This window comes from Pseudomonas mosselii (genome assembly GCF_003205295.1).
Taxonomy (GTDB): Bacteria; Pseudomonadota; Gammaproteobacteria; order Pseudomonadales; family Pseudomonadaceae; genus Aquipseudomonas; species Aquipseudomonas mosselii_B.
Window position 1 is genome coordinate 61,511 of the sequence record NZ_QJRP01000002.1, and the last position, 13,499, is coordinate 75,009.

General features: G+C 65.9%; 11 protein-coding genes. 3 read left to right on the forward strand and 8 right to left on the reverse strand.

The genetic code is table 11. The annotated features are described in order from the left end of the window. Positions 1-45 precede the first annotated feature (45 nt). Positions 46-1,383, forward strand: coding sequence for a response regulator (locus tag DMX06_RS02150; RefSeq protein WP_258378794.1), 1,338 nt, complete (start codon positions 46-48; stop codon positions 1,381-1,383). A gap of 140 nt (positions 1,384-1,523) precedes the next feature. Next, complete coding sequence (locus DMX06_RS26250) at positions 1,524-2,303, forward strand: hypothetical protein (RefSeq protein ID WP_181427766.1); 780 nt, start codon at positions 1,524-1,526, stop codon at positions 2,301-2,303. A 6-nt stretch (positions 2,304-2,309) separates the two neighbouring features. Here DMX06_RS26250 and DMX06_RS02160 read toward each other — a convergent pair whose 3' ends face one another. Both DMX06_RS02160 and desA read right to left on the reverse strand, forming a co-directional pair. Then, positions 2,310-3,299 carry a GGDEF domain-containing protein gene (locus DMX06_RS02160; RefSeq protein WP_110734153.1) on the reverse strand — a complete coding sequence of 330 codons (990 nt, stop codon included), beginning with the start codon at positions 3,297-3,299 and terminating at the stop codon, positions 2,310-2,312. A gap of 140 nt (positions 3,300-3,439) precedes the next feature. Next, positions 3,440-4,624, reverse strand: coding sequence for a delta-9 fatty acid desaturase DesA (gene desA, locus DMX06_RS02165; protein ID WP_110734155.1), 1,185 nt, complete (start codon positions 4,622-4,624; stop codon positions 3,440-3,442). Between the two features lie 151 nt (positions 4,625-4,775). Between desA and dibA the strand changes: the two genes are divergently transcribed. Then, the gene (gene dibA, locus DMX06_RS02170; RefSeq protein WP_110734157.1) at positions 4,776-6,671 is read left to right on the forward strand and encodes a phosphodiesterase DibA; all 1,896 of its coding nucleotides are present in this window, start codon (positions 4,776-4,778) and stop codon (positions 6,669-6,671) included. 66 nt (positions 6,672-6,737) lie between these two features. Here dibA and DMX06_RS02175 read toward each other — a convergent pair whose 3' ends face one another. From DMX06_RS02175 to DMX06_RS02200, 6 genes are all read right to left on the reverse strand, one after another. Continuing rightward, positions 6,738-7,382: a methionine ABC transporter permease gene (locus DMX06_RS02175; protein ID WP_110734159.1), complete on the reverse strand. Its 645-nt coding sequence runs from the start codon at positions 7,380-7,382 to the stop codon at positions 6,738-6,740. Then, positions 7,372-8,481 carry a methionine ABC transporter ATP-binding protein gene (locus DMX06_RS02180; protein WP_110734161.1) on the reverse strand — a complete coding sequence of 370 codons (1,110 nt, stop codon included), beginning with the start codon at positions 8,479-8,481 and terminating at the stop codon, positions 7,372-7,374. The genes DMX06_RS02175 and DMX06_RS02180 overlap by 11 nt, the downstream gene beginning before the upstream one ends. A 1-nt stretch (position 8,482) precedes the next feature. Then, positions 8,483-9,283, reverse strand: a complete 801-nt coding sequence (locus DMX06_RS02185) for a MetQ/NlpA family ABC transporter substrate-binding protein (RefSeq protein WP_110734163.1) — start codon at positions 9,281-9,283, stop codon at positions 8,483-8,485. Then, positions 9,276-10,667, reverse strand: a complete 1,392-nt coding sequence (locus DMX06_RS02190; RefSeq protein ID WP_110734165.1) for an LLM class flavin-dependent oxidoreductase — start codon at positions 10,665-10,667, stop codon at positions 9,276-9,278. The genes DMX06_RS02185 and DMX06_RS02190 overlap by 8 nt, the downstream gene beginning before the upstream one ends. After that, positions 10,667-11,848 carry an SfnB family sulfur acquisition oxidoreductase gene (locus tag DMX06_RS02195; RefSeq protein WP_110734167.1) on the reverse strand — a complete coding sequence of 394 codons (1,182 nt, stop codon included), beginning with the start codon at positions 11,846-11,848 and terminating at the stop codon, positions 10,667-10,669. The genes DMX06_RS02190 and DMX06_RS02195 overlap by 1 nt, the downstream gene beginning before the upstream one ends. Positions 11,849-11,994: 146 nt before the next feature. After that, on the reverse strand, positions 11,995-13,239 hold the full coding sequence (locus tag DMX06_RS02200; protein ID WP_110734169.1) for an SfnB family sulfur acquisition oxidoreductase: 1,245 nt from the start codon (positions 13,237-13,239) through the stop codon (positions 11,995-11,997). Between the last annotated feature and the right edge of the window lie 260 nt (positions 13,240-13,499).

Sequence of the window (13,499 nt, forward strand, 5' to 3'; positions counted from 1 at the left end):
GTGGAAGCTGCGATGGATCGCGCGTCATAGCCTGGAGAATAGCCCATGAGCGCTGTCGACCCCGTCCCCCCCTGCGTGCTGATTGCCGAAGGCGATCCCTGGGTGCGCGACATGCTCAGCGAAATGCTGCTTAGCGTGCGCTGCGACGCCCGCCTGCAGGTCTGTGCCGATGGTTCCGAGGCGCTGAGCGCGCTGGCGGCAAAACCCGACCTGATTATCGCCGCCCGTGAACTCTCAGGGTTCGACGGCCTCGATCTGTTGCGCAAGGTGCGCGCCAAGGGCGACAAGCCCGGTTTGCCGTTCATCCTCATGAGTGATCGCACCGACAGCGCCAGTGTGCGCGAGGCGCTGCCGTTGCACCCGACCGCCTACCTGAGCAAGCCGCTCGACCTGGACAACCTGCGCAAGCGCCTGGAGAACCTGCTGCTGGCAGTGGGCGAGCAGATCGCCTGCCCGGTACCGCCGCTGCAACCGGGCGCGCAGCTGCCGGCCTACCTGGAACAGCGACGGGCCACCGCCGATGGCGGCCCGCTGTTCGCCGATGTGCAATTGGCGGTCAAGCGTGCCCTCAATCCCCACGGGCTCAACCTCAAGGTGCTCGAGGAAGAGGTGCGCAACGACCCGCAGATCACCGGCGTGCTCATCGCCGCCGCAAACAGTGCTGCCTTGCACCGTGAAGCGCCGGTACAAACCCTGCTGCAGGCGTTGAACAAGCTCGGCAGCACCCAGAGCATGAACCTCATCCTCGGCCTGACGCTCAAGCGCAGCGCCCGTCTGACCGACCCGCTGCTGGCGCGGCACGCCACCCATTACTGGAACCTGTCGCTGCACACCGCCGAGTACGGCCGCACCCTGGCGCGCATGCTCGAGGTGGACGAAGCGCGCTGCTACTGCGCGGGGCTGCTGCACTGCCTGGGTGACCTGGCGGTGCTGCGCACCTTGCAGGAATGGCGCCTGGCCGGTGGCGAGCTGGACGAGGACCAGGTGGAGCTGTCGCTCAACGAGTTCGGCGCGCCGTTCGGCTCGGCGCTGCGCACCCGCTGGCGTCTGCCGCTGGACCTGCGCGAGTTGATCGCCGCGGTGTACCAGCTGGGCGGCGGCGTCTACTCCCGGGAGATCCTGGCGATGAACCTGGCCGGACAGCTGTCGCGGCTCAAGCCCAGCGAAGGGCTGGAGAAGGTCGCCAGCAGCAAGACGGCACGCCTGCTCAAGCTTGGGTTGCCGGAGCTGTCGCGGCTGCGCAAGGTGGACCCTGAGGCGCTGGCGCGGGAGGAGGCCGAGCGTCTGGCAGCGGAAGCTGCTGCGAGCGAGCCGGAGGTTGCCCCGATCATTGCACCGGCTACCGATGCAGGCCCGGCCGAGGGCGAGGAGCGCCAGGTCTGATCGGCGTATCGCCGGGGTTGTATCAGGCTTGGGACCCTTCCTACAGATATTGCGGACGAGTGTTCGTATCCAGAGAAGTTCGTCAGGCGTAGCTTCCCCTCCACTCCATCAACGGAATGGCAGGAAGGTTGCGGTTGAAGATGAGCACGTACAGACACCGTGGTCTGCGCTATCAGGTCTATCGATCGCAAGCGCGGAAGCGCGCCCTGGAAGCATTCTGCAGGAGTCAACGTCTGCTCAGGCCTGGGCTTGACGTCGACAAGATGTGTTTCGAACCCATTGGTCACCGGGCTGTCGAGGCTTTACAGCGCTGGGGCGAGCAGACTCACCTCTTTCCTTGGGAAGAGGTGCCGCGATGGACGGACTGCGATCTCAAAGGTTTCGACCTGTCGTTGTGGTCAGCACGGGAGCTCTGCGGTCTTTGCTATGCCAGTCCCCGGCAAAGCAGGCGCTGCATCAAGATCATCCTGCTGGAGGGTAATCCCGGCCCGGGTAACCCATTGAGGGGGCTAGTGGCGTCACTGTCACTGCTGGCGGTTGCGGAGTACGCAAGAATGCTCAAGTACTCGCGAATCGAAGTTCAACAGCCCGATCCGGGGGCGGAACCCCTGTATCAGTCGCTTGGCTTCGTTCGCGATTCGGCCGGGAGTCTCGTGATCCCCGTTGCGGCTATGAGCCAGCAACGTACTTTCCACATATCGGAGGTACCTATGAGCTATTCGAAAGATTCCAGGAAGGCGGCATTGATCAAACGCTACACAGCCCAAGCCATCGCTCTGGCGGGTGAAATCACCGATCAGCAATGGCATTTTCTCGAAGTCGGCTTCAAGGAAGGTCTGGAGAAAGAGCCCGGGGGGAAACTGGCTGGGCCACGTAGCGGGCCGATCGATTACGAGTGGAGTACCGCAGCCGCGAAGTGATCCGCTTCAGCCTTTAACGATCTGGTTCTTGCCCTGGCGCTTGGCACGGTACATGGCCGCGTCCGCCCGGGCAAAAAGGCTGTCGAGCGTTTCATCCTCATCCTGCAACGCGGTCAGCCCTTGGCTTACGGTAACCCCGTAGGTGTGCTCGCCATGGCTGAAACTCAACCGCTGGATCTCCCGCTGCAGACGCTCGGCAATCTGTTCGGCCACCTGTGCGGTGCAGCCGGGGAACACGGCGGCAAACTCCTCACCACCGATTCGCCCGAACTGATCGCCACGGCGCAGCACGGCCTTGCCGCTGTCGGCGATGCGCTGTAGCACCTGGTCGCCTTCCTGGTGGCCGTAGGTGTCGTTGATGTGCTTGAAATCGTCGATGTCCAGCAGCAGGAAAGCCATCGGCGTGCCGTCCTCGCGGGCGCTGTCGAAGGCCTGCTGGGCGCACTCGAAGAAGTGTCGGCGGTTGCTGCTCTGGGTGAGCACATCGGTGGTGGCCAGGCGCTGCAGCTCGCCCTCGAGCTGTTTCTTTTCGGTGATGTCCTCGGCGATGCCGACAATGATCACCCGCTGGTCGCCTTCGCGCTGCTGGTTGATGTAGCACTTGTCGCTGAGCCAGCGCACCTCCCTGTCGGCATTGAGAATACGGTACTCGCGGTCCTCGACGGTGCCCTTGACCAGTACCTGGGCCAGGCTGCGCTCTGCGTACTCCAGGTCGTCCGGGTAGATGGCGTCGCGCCATTCGTTGTAGTCGGCCAGCACCAAGCTGGCCGGACGGCCGAAGATGCGCTCGTAGGCGGGGCTGACGTAGAGCACCTGGCGGGTTTCCCAGTCGAAGGCCCAGAGTACGGCGTTGACGCTGTCGAGCAGCGAGCTGTACAGCTGCTCGCGTTCGCTCAAGCGAGCCACTTCGCCTTGGGCATGGAGCAGGGCCAGCAGGGTCTGGGCGGCTTCTGGGCGTGGAGTGCCGGCAGGTGTGGGTGGGAGGTCTTTGGCCATGAGCACGGAACGTTTCTCGACGATGGGCGTGCGGCCACGGTCCGGCCCGCCACGCGGGCGATATGCCGGGTTTGAGTCGATTTGCGGGGGGGAAGTTCCGGTCGGCACGCCCCGTTGCGGGGCATGCCGATCAACGGTGCTCAGGCGCCGTTGGGGCGCAGCGAGTAGGTCTTGAGCTGGGCGGCGAAGTCACGCAGCGAGTGGATGCCACTGGCCTCGGCCTCGTGTACCCAATCCTTCATCGCGGCGAGCATGTCGTGGCCGTTGGCGCTGGTGCGCGCCCAGATCTGCTGCAGCGCCAGGCGCTTTTCGTAGATGGTCTTGAGTGCCTGGCTGTGGGCCAGCATCGACTCGATGCGCACGTGGTGGCGGTCCTGCAGCAGGCTGGTTTCCCGCGAGAGCAGGCGCTTGGCGCGGCGGAAACGGTGGCGCATCGAGGCGTCGACCTTGTCCAGCTCCTGCTTGACCAGCGGGCCGATCACCAGCTTGCGGTACTGGGCCATGATCTGGAAGCGGTTGTTGAGGATGGCCATGGCGGTGTCCATGTCCAGCGACGCCTTGCCTTCCACGCGATGGGCGATGGGCGCGACGCGCTGCACCTTGGCCAGGCGCAGCAGGCTCAGCAGGCGGATCCACATCCAGCCCATGTCGAATTCCCAGCGCCGCACCGAGAGCTTTGCCGAGTTGGGGTAGGTGTGGTGGTTGTTGTGCAGCTCCTCGCCGCCAATGATGATGCCCCACGGCACCAGGTTGGTGGCGGCGTCGCGGCACTCGAAGTTGCGGTAGCCCACGGCATGGCCCAGGCCGTTGACCACGCCGGCGGCCCAGAACGGAATCCACATCATCTGGATCGCCCAGATGGTGATGCCGATGGTGCCGAACAGCAGCAGGTCGATCACCGCCATCAGGGCGATGCCGCCGAGCTTGTAGCGGGTGTAGAGGTTGCGCTCGATCCAGTCGTCCGGGCAGTTCTTGCCGTAGATGCGCAGCGTTTCCTCGTTGCGCGCCTCTTCACGGTACAGCTCGGCGCCCTTGCGCAGCACGGTGCCCAGGCCCTTGTGCACGGGGCTGTGCGGGTCGTCCGGGGTTTCGCACTTGGCGTGGTGCTTGCGGTGGATGGCGGTCCACTCGCGGGTGTTCTGGGCGGTGGTGAGCCACAGCCAGAAACGGAAGAAATGCTTGAGCCCCGCGTTCAGCTCCAGGGCGCGGTGCGCCGAGTAGCGGTGCAGGTAGATGGTGACGCTGACGATGGTCAGGTGGGTCATCAGCAGGGTGACGGCGACCAGTTGCCAGGCCGACAAGTCGAGTAGACCGTAGTACCACATAACGGGAAAGACCCTCGAAAACTCAGGGGGAACAGCGCTCGCATTATCCCCGGGTGGGGAAATAAAACCAGTCGCCCTTTTAGATAGGAGGTCACAGGGTGTTTCAGCCTTTATAATGCCCCTTCCTTTTTCATGGGCTCATCCACCCGACATGTCTGTTTCCGTTCGCGACGCCTTGCGCATGGCCGGGCTCTACGTGGTGTTCTCGATCCTCTGGCTGGCAGCGTCCGAGGGGATTCTGCACAGCATGACCGAGGACCCGCTGGCACTGACCGTGGGGCGTCAGATCAACGTCGTGGTGTGGGTGCTGCTCAGCGCCCTGCTGATCTTCGTCTCGCGCGCCCGGCTGCTGAACTTCATCGGCATCGGCGCGCGCCTGCGCAGTGAGGACCGTGAGCGCCTGCGCATGGCCGCGGCGGTGTTCGACAGCACCCTGGAGGGCGTGCTGGTGACCGACCGCAACGGCCTGATCGTGCACGTCAATCGTGCATTCATGCGCATCACCGGCTATCAGCAGGAAGAAGTCATCGGCCAACGCCCGAGCAAGTTCAAGTCCGGCCGCCATGGCGCGCCGTTCTACCAGCAGATCTATGCCGCGCTGGCCGAGAAGGGCGAGTGGAGTGGAGAAATCTGGAACCGCCGCAAGAGTGGCGAGATCTACCCGCAGTGGCAGACGATCTGCGCCATTCGCGATGACAGCGGCGCGCTCAGCCATTACGTCGCGGTCTTCAGCGACATCAGCGCGATCAAGCATACCGAGGAAGAACTGGCCTATCTCGTTCATCACGACCCGCTGACCGGCCTGCCCAACCGCCTGTTGTTCAACGACCGCGCCATGCAGGCCATGGCCGCGGCCCAGGCCAACAAGCGTGGCTGCGCCTTGTTGCTGCTGGACCTCGACCATTTCCAGAGCATCAACGATGGCCTCGGCCACACCATTGGCGACCAACTGCTCAAACTGGTCGGCGAGCGCCTGTGTGAGGTGCTGGGCAGCGGCGTGACCCTGGCCCGGTTGGGCGGCGACGAGTTCGGTGTGCTGGCCGAGAACTGCCAGCAGGTCGGCCAGGCCGGCAAGCTGGCGCAGTCGATCATCGAGCGTTTGAAAGAACCGTTCTGCTTCGAGGGCAATCGCCTGTTCATCAGTGCCAGCATCGGCATCAGCCTGTTCCCCAGCGATGCGCTGAGCGCCGAGCAGTTGCTGCGCAACGCCGACTCCGCGCTGTTCAAGGCCAAGAGCAACGGCCGCGCCTGCTATGCGCTGTACACCGAGGAGCTCACCGCTCATGCCCAGCAGCGGGTCGAGACCGCCGGCGAGTTGCGCCGGGCGCTTGAGCAGCAGGAGCTGCGGGTGTTCTTCCAGCCGGTGCACGACCTGTTCACCGCTCGGATGATCGGCGTCGAGGCGCTGGTGCGGTGGCAGCATCCCCAGCGCGGCCTGGTTCCGCCCGGGGAGTTCATCCCCATCGCCGAGCGCACCGGGCTGATCGCCGAGATCGATGCCTGGGTGCTGCACCAGGCCTGCCGGCAGATGGTGCAATGGCAGACCGAAGGGCGGCAGCTGGCGTTCGTCGCGGTGAACATTTCCAGCCGCCTGTTCAGCCAGCGCGACCTGTATCGGCAGGTGGCCGATGCGCTGCACGACACCGGGCTGGATCCTGCGTTGCTCGAACTCGAAGTGACCGAGAGCGCGGTGATGGAAGACCCTGAGGTTGCCCTGGAGCAACTGCACCGCCTGCGTGAGCTGGGTGTGACACTGGCCATCGATGACTTCGGCACGGGCTATTCGTCATTGTTGCGGCTCAAGCGGATGCCCGTGCAGAAGCTCAAGATCGACCAGGGCTTCGTCGCGGGCCTGCCCCATGACGAGGACGATATCGCCATCGTGCGGGTGATCATCGCCCTGGCCCGGAGCATGGGCATGCAGGTGCACGCCGAAGGGGTCGAGCAGGCGGAGCAGGCGCGGTTCCTGCTGGAACAGCAATGCCAGCTGGGGCAGGGGTACTGGTTCGGGCGGCCGGTGCCGGCAGCGGAGCTGCACTGGGGCTGAGATCGTATCGCGGGGCAAGCCCGCTCCCACGTTCGACCGTGGGAGCGGGCTTGCCCCGCGATGGCCTCAACGCTTGTTCAAACCTTTGGCCAGACGGTCCCCGCCCAGCTGGATCACCGCCACCAATGCCACCAGCATCACGATTACGGTCAGCATGATCTGGCTGTCGAAGCGTTGGTATCCGTACCGATAAGCGATATCCCCCAGGCCCCCGGCGCCGATCGCCCCGGCCATGGCCGAGGAGTTGATCAGTGTCACCAGGGTGATGGTGAAGCCGCCAACGATGCCCGGCAGGGCCTCGGGCAGCAGCACGTGCCAGACGATGTGCCAGCGCCGGCAGCCCATGGCCTGGGCGGCTTCGATCAAACCATGGTCGACCTCGCGCAAGCTGACTTCGGCGATCCGCGCGAAGAACGGCGTGGCGGCGATGGTCAGCGGCACCACGGCCGCCCACACGCCATAGGTGGTGCCTACCACCAGGCGGGTGAAGGGGATCAGCGCGACCATCAGGATCAGGAACGGGATCGAGCGGAACAGGTTGACGATGGCGCCCAGCACCCGGTTCAGCGCCGGGCCCTCGAAGATCCCGCCCTTGTCGCTGGTGACCAGCAGCACCGCCATCGGCACCCCGACGAGCAGCGCGACCAGCGAGGACACGCCGACCATCAGCAGGGTGTCAAGCAGGCCTTGCAGCAGGCGATCAATCCACATGGCCGAGTACCTCCACATCCGCGGCCCAGCGACGGGCGCGTTCGAGCAATTGGCGAGTGTCCAGTGGCGAGCCGCGCACGGACAGGATCAACTGCCCCAGGGCCTGTTCGCCGATGGTCTCGACGCCGCCCTGGAGCAGCCGCACGCGCCCGCCCAGGTCGTTGAACAGGGCGCTCAGCTCCGGTTCGCCGACCAGGTCGAGCTTGAGCACCACGGCCGCGTCGCGGCTGACCGGCTGGGCGCGCAGGCTGGCCTGCAAGGCTGCCGGCAGCTTGGTCTGCAGCGGTGCGAGCAGGGTGCGGGTGACGTCATGGCGCGGCGTACCGAATACCTGCCAGACCTCGCCCTGCTCGACGATCTTGCCACGTTCGAGCACAACCACGCGCTGGCAGATGTCGCGGATAACCGCCATCTCGTGGGTGATCAGCACCACGGTCAGGCCCAGGCGCCGGTTGATGTCACGCAGCAGTTCGAGGATCGAGGCGGTGGTTTCCGGGTCCAGCGCCGAGGTGGCCTCGTCGCACAGCAGGATCTCGGGGTCATGTACCAGGGCCCGGGCGATGCCGACGCGCTGCTTCTGCCCACCGGACAGTTGCGCCGGGTAGACGTGATGTTTTTCCGCCAGGCCAACCAGCTCAAGCAGCTCGCGCACCTTGCGCTGGCGCTCGGCCTTGGCCACGCCGGCCACCTTCAGCGGCAGCTCGACGTTCTGCCACACGGTCTTGGCCGACATCAGGTTGAAGTGCTGGAAGATCATGCCGATGCGCCGACGCAAGGCCACCAGACGTTCCTCGTCGAACGGCGCGATATCCACCTGGTCGATCAGCACCCGCCCCTGGCTGGGTTGCTCCAGGCGATTGATGGTGCGCAGCAGCGAGGACTTGCCGGCGCCGCTGCGGCCGATGATGCCGAAGATCTCGCCCCGGCGGATGTTCAGGTCGATGCCTTGCAGCGCCGGCTGGCCCTGGCCCGGATAGGTCTTGCCCAGGCCGATGAAGCGGATGTGCGCCTGGTTCACCTCCGGGCGCAGGGCCGTTTCCTCGGCCTTGAACGGTTCGGCGGGCGGGACGGGCGCCCTGAGGGCGCTGGCCTGGGCCATGTCAGCCTTCCCAGCCGGCCTGGTAGAGCTTGCCATGGGCCTTGTCCAGGGCGGCGCGCACGACCGGCGAGTGTTGGTAGATATCGACGAACTTGGCCAGGCGCGGGTCGTTCTTCTCCTGCGGGCGGATGACGAACTGGATCACGTACTCCTTGTTCTCCAGGCCGTCGAACAGCAGCGCCGAGGTGGCGTCGAAGCTGTTGGCCAGGCGGATGTAGGCCGGATAGCCCTGGACCAGGTCGGCGTCGTCATAGGCGCGTACCAGCTGCACGGCCTCGACCTGGAGAATCCGGAGCTTCTTCGGGTTGGCGACGATGTCGTCCTCGGTGGCCTTGTAGCCCACGCCCGGCTTGAGGGTGATCAGCCCGGCCTTGGCCAGCAATTGCAGGCCTCGGCCACTGTTGATCGGGTCGTTGGCGATGGCCACGCTGGCACCCTCGGGCAGTTCCTGGAAACTCTTGTACTTTTTCGAGTATAGGCCGACGTTGTTGATGATCCCCGGCGCGTACGGGACCAGGTCGAAGCCGGCGGCGGCCTTGGCGTTTTCCAGGAACGGGATGTGCTGGAAGTAGTTCACGTCGATATCGCCGCTGTTGAGGCTGACATTCGGCGCGATCCAGTCGCTGAACTCGATCAGCTTCACTTCCAGGCCTTGTTTATGGGCCTCCTCCACCGCCGCCTCCAGGGGGATGGCAAAGGCGGCGGTGGTGCCGATCTTCAGGGGCTCGGCGGCAAAGGCGGCGGCGGACAGGCCGAGGCCCAGGGCAATGGCCGCGACGGGCCGGAACAGTTTCTCAAGCATGGTGCAGGGCTCCAGTCGGGGCAGGGTCGGGGGTGTTGCGGTAGCGGGCGCCGGGGTGTCCGGCCGGCAGATGCGGCTCGCCGCTGGCGAACAGCTTCTCGCGCAGGGTGCCCTCGGCGTAGGCGGTCTTGTAGCGACCGCGGCGTTGCAGGGCGGGGACCACCAGCTCGATGAAGTCCTCGTAGCTTTCCGGGGTGACGGTGCGGGTCAGGTTGAAACCGTCCAGGCCGGTTTCGTCGATCCAGGCGATCAGTTGCTCGGCCACCTGCTCGGCGTCGCCCACCAGGGTCACGTAGCGACCGCCCAGGGCGTGCTGCTCGAGCAGGCGGCGGCGGGTCCAGGCGCTTTCCTGCAACTGGCGGGTGGCGGACTGGATGGCGTTGCCCTTGGCGAAGCCGATGGGCTCGTCCAGTTCGTAGCGCGAGAAATCGATACCGGTGGAGCTGGCGAAGTGCGCGACCCCGGCCTCGGCGCTGGCGTAGCGTAGGTATTCGGCGTGCTTGGCCTGGGCCTGCGCCTCGGTCGGCGCGACGATCACGGTGATGCCCATGAACACCTTGACCGCCTCTGGGTCGCGCCCGGCCGCCTTGGCCGCGGCGCGCACCTTGTCGACCTGGGCGCGGGTGGCGGCCTTGTTCTGGCCGCTGATGAACACGCACTCGGCATGGTTGCCGGCGAAGGCCAGCCCGCGTGGCGAACTGCCGGCCTGGAACAGCACGGGCGTGCGCTGCGGCGAAGGCTCGCACAGGTGGTAGCCCTCGACCTTGTAGAACTCGCCGTGGTGCTCGACCTTGCGCACCTTGTCCGGGCGGGCATAGACCCGCTGCTCGCGGTCGGCGATCACGGCATCGTCGGCCCAGCTGCCTTCGAGCAGCTTGTACAGCACCTGCAGGTACTCGTCGGCCTGGTCGTAGCGGCGGTCGTGCTCGGGCTGCTTTTCCAGGCCCATGGCCCGGGCGGCGCTGTCGAGGTAGCCGGTGACGATGTTCCAGCCAACCCGGCCATTGCTCAGGTGATCGAGGGTGGAAAGGCGCCGGGCGAACAGGTAGGGCGCCTCGTAGGTCAGGTTGGCGGTGAGGCCGAAGCCCAGGTGCCTGGTCACCGCCGCCATGGCCGAAACCAGCAGCAGCGGATCGTTGACCGGCAGCTGGATCGACTCCTTGAGCGTCACGTCCAGCGACTGGCCATAGACATCGTAGGTGCCGACGATGTCGGCGATGAACAGCCCGTCGAACAGCCCGCGCTCGAGCAGGCGGGCCAGGTCGGTCCAATAGTCGAGGGTCTTGTACTGGGTCGAAGTGTCCCGTGGGTGGGTCCACAAACCGTGGTTGATGTGCCCGATGCAGTTCATGTTGAAGGCATTGAGCAGGATCTGCTTGGCCATCAGATGGTCCCCCGGCGCGGCGGCTTCTCGTCGTTGAGGTAGTAGTTGCCGATGGCGTGGTACTTCCAGCGCACCGGGTCGTGCAGGGTGTGCACCCGGGCGTTGCGCCAGTGGCGGTCGAGGTTGTGCTCGGCCAGGGTGGCCTGGCTGCCGGCCAGTTCGAACAGCGTGGTGCCGGCGGCCAGGGAAATTTCGGTACTGATCGCCCGGGCTTCGGCCACCGCGATGGAAGCGGCGGCCAGGGTCTGGGCGTTGCTGTCGGCCTGGGCGATGTCGAGGATTTCCCCGGCCCGTTCGAGCAACGCCTCGGTGGCGTGCAGGCGGATCGCCAGGTGGCCGAAGCTCTTCAGGGTCAGCGGGTCGTCGCTGGCCTTGTCGAGGCCGGAGTCGATCCAGGGGCGGCTGCGGGTGCGCACGAAGTGCAGGGCGTCCTCGTAGGCGGCGCGGGCGATACCGGTGTCGATGGCGGCATGGAGGATCTGCGCCAGCGGGCCGACCGTGGTCGGGCGTTCGAAGGCGCTCTGGAACGGCACCACGTCCTCGGCGCGGACCAGCACGTGGCTGAACACCACCGAGCCGCTGCCGGTGGTGCGCTGGCCGAAGCCGCTCCAGTCGTCGATCACCTCGATGCCTTGGCTGTCGGCGGGCACGAAGGCCAGGTGCGACACTTCCTGCTCGTCGATCACCAGGGTCGGGATGCGCTGGGCGTAGATCGCGCCGGTGCAATAGAACTTGCGGCCGTCGATGCGATAGTGGTCGCCGTCGCGGCTCAGGCGGGTGGTGCGCTCGTGGGCGTTCTTGGTGCCTAGCTCGGCCAGGGCGTTGCCGAAGCGGCGGCCAGCGAGGACTTCGGCGTAGAGGCGGCGCTGCTGTTCGGGGTTGCCGTTCACGCGCAGCACTTCCAGGGCGTAGAAGTGGTTTTGCGGGATCTGCCCGAGCGAGGCGTCGGCCTGGGCGATGCGGGCGATGACCTTGGCCAGGGTGACGTTGGACACCCCGGCGCCGCCAAAGGACTTGGGCACGCTGATGCCCCACAGGCCGGACTGCACGAAGCGTTCGAGTTCGGCATGGGGCAGGCGGCGCTCGCGGTCGCGCAGGGCGCTGTCCTGGCGCAGGTGTTGGGCGAGTTCGTCGGCGACGGCCAGGGCCTGGGCGTCGGTGGTGATGATGGATGCAGTCATTTTGCTCTCCGGAGCCTGGGGACGTCGTGCGCCTCTTCGCGGGTAAACCCGCTCCCACAGGTACAGCGCTGTTATCGGAATCAGTGCGATCCCTGTGGGAGCGGGTTTACCCGCGAAGGGCTGCGCAGCAGCCCCAAGGCTCGAAATCAGATCCAGGAATGGCGGGCAGGCAGGGTGCCGTTGAGGTGGTAGGCGCCGACGGCGTGGTACTTCCAGCGCACCGGGTCGTGCAGGGTGTGGACCCGGGCGTTGCGCCAGTGCCGGTCGAGGTTGAACTCGGCCAGGCTGGCGCGGCTGCCGGCCAGTTCGAACAGCTTCTCGCTGGCCTGCAGCGAGATCTCGGTGGTGAGCACCTTGGCTTCGGCCACGGCAATCGAGGCACGGGCCGCGGCGGCGGCATCGATCACGCCGGCATTCACCTCGTCGAGCACCTTGGCGGCCTTGCGCAGCAGGGCCTCGGCGGCATGCAGTTCGAGCTTCAGGCGACCGATGTCGGCGATCACATAGGGATCGTCGCTGTTGCGTTCGACCTTGGCTTCGATCCACGGCCGGGATTTCTCTCGGACGAACTGGATCGTGTCCTCGATGGCCGCTTCGGCGATGCCGGCGTCGATCGCCGCCTGGATCAGCTGCGAGGCGGCGCCCTGGATGCTGGGCTCCTCACGCAGGCGCCAGTTGTCCACCACCAGGTCGGCGTCCACTGGCACCTGGTCGAGCAGCACGGTGCCGCTGGCGGTGGTGCGCTGGCCGAAGCCGGACCAGTCGTCGACGATACGCAGCCCCGGGCTGCCGCGACGGACGAACGCCAGGCGCTGGCGGCCATCGTCGTCCAGCGCCTTGACCGCCACCCAGTGGGCGTACAGGGCGCCGGTGGAATAGAACTTCTCGCCGCTGATGCGATAGCCGTCGCCATCACGGGTGAGGCGTGCCTTGAGCGTCAGGGTGTCCTTGGTCCCGCGCTCGGGGCCGGCATTGCCGATGCGCCAGCCGTCGAGCACCGAGCGGAAGATCACTTCCTGCTGGGCCTGGGTGGCGGTCAGGCGGATCAGTTGCAGGATGCCGAACTGGTTCTGCGGAATCTGCCCCAGCGCCGGGTCGGCGGCACTGATCAGGCGGAACACTTCGGCGATGGTGGAGAAGGAGACCTCGGGGCCGCCGAAGGCCTTGGGCACGCTGATGCTGCCCAGGCCGCTGCGGGTGAACTGTTCGATCTCGGCCCAGGGCAGCTTGCGCTGCTGGTCACGTTTGGCGGCCTGCTGGCGGGCCACCTCGGCCAGTTCGCGGGCGGCCTGCAGGGCCTCTTCGTCGTTGCGCAACACCGTGGCCGGGAGCAGCAGCGGCGAGCTGTCGAGATCGCTGTGGAATCGGGTAGTAGTTGGTTGGCTGGACATCAGTACCGCTCCTTGGCTGCACTCAATGCCCTGGCGTTATGCACTGGGGTGATTGTGATCCTGACCATTCCTAACCTCACAAAGTTGAAAGCGTCGCCTCAGCTGATGGCGACAGACGTTTGCTGGTCCGGTGGTCCGGTCGATATACCCTATTCGTTTAGAAAAAGTTTATGAACTACCGTTTAGGAATATGGATAGAAGAACTGCAGGGTCGGCCCTGTCGTGCAGGGAAATGCTATCCCTGTGGGAGCGGGCTTGCC

Coding starts and splice junctions, on each gene's coding strand:
- DMX06_RS02195 (WP_110734167.1), bottom strand. CDS start 11,848: ATGACTGCATCCATCATCACCACCGACGCCCAGGCCCTGGCCGTCGCC.
- DMX06_RS02175 (WP_110734159.1), bottom strand. CDS start 7,382: ATGTGGATTGATCGCCTGCTGCAAGGCCTGCTTGACACCCTGCTGATG.
- dibA (WP_110734157.1), top strand. CDS start 4,776: ATGTCTGTTTCCGTTCGCGACGCCTTGCGCATGGCCGGGCTCTACGTG.
- DMX06_RS02160 (WP_110734153.1), bottom strand. CDS start 3,299: ATGGCCAAAGACCTCCCACCCACACCTGCCGGCACTCCACGCCCAGAA.
- desA (WP_110734155.1), bottom strand. CDS start 4,624: ATGTGGTACTACGGTCTACTCGACTTGTCGGCCTGGCAACTGGTCGCC.
- DMX06_RS02200 (WP_110734169.1), bottom strand. CDS start 13,239: ATGTCCAGCCAACCAACTACTACCCGATTCCACAGCGATCTCGACAGC.
- DMX06_RS02185 (WP_110734163.1), bottom strand. CDS start 9,283: ATGCTTGAGAAACTGTTCCGGCCCGTCGCGGCCATTGCCCTGGGCCTC.
- DMX06_RS02180 (WP_110734161.1), bottom strand. CDS start 8,481: ATGGCCCAGGCCAGCGCCCTCAGGGCGCCCGTCCCGCCCGCCGAACCG.
- DMX06_RS02150 (WP_258378794.1), top strand. CDS start 46: ATGAGCGCTGTCGACCCCGTCCCCCCCTGCGTGCTGATTGCCGAAGGC.
- DMX06_RS02190 (WP_110734165.1), bottom strand. CDS start 10,667: ATGGCCAAGCAGATCCTGCTCAATGCCTTCAACATGAACTGCATCGGG.
- DMX06_RS26250 (WP_181427766.1), top strand. CDS start 1,524: ATGAGCACGTACAGACACCGTGGTCTGCGCTATCAGGTCTATCGATCG.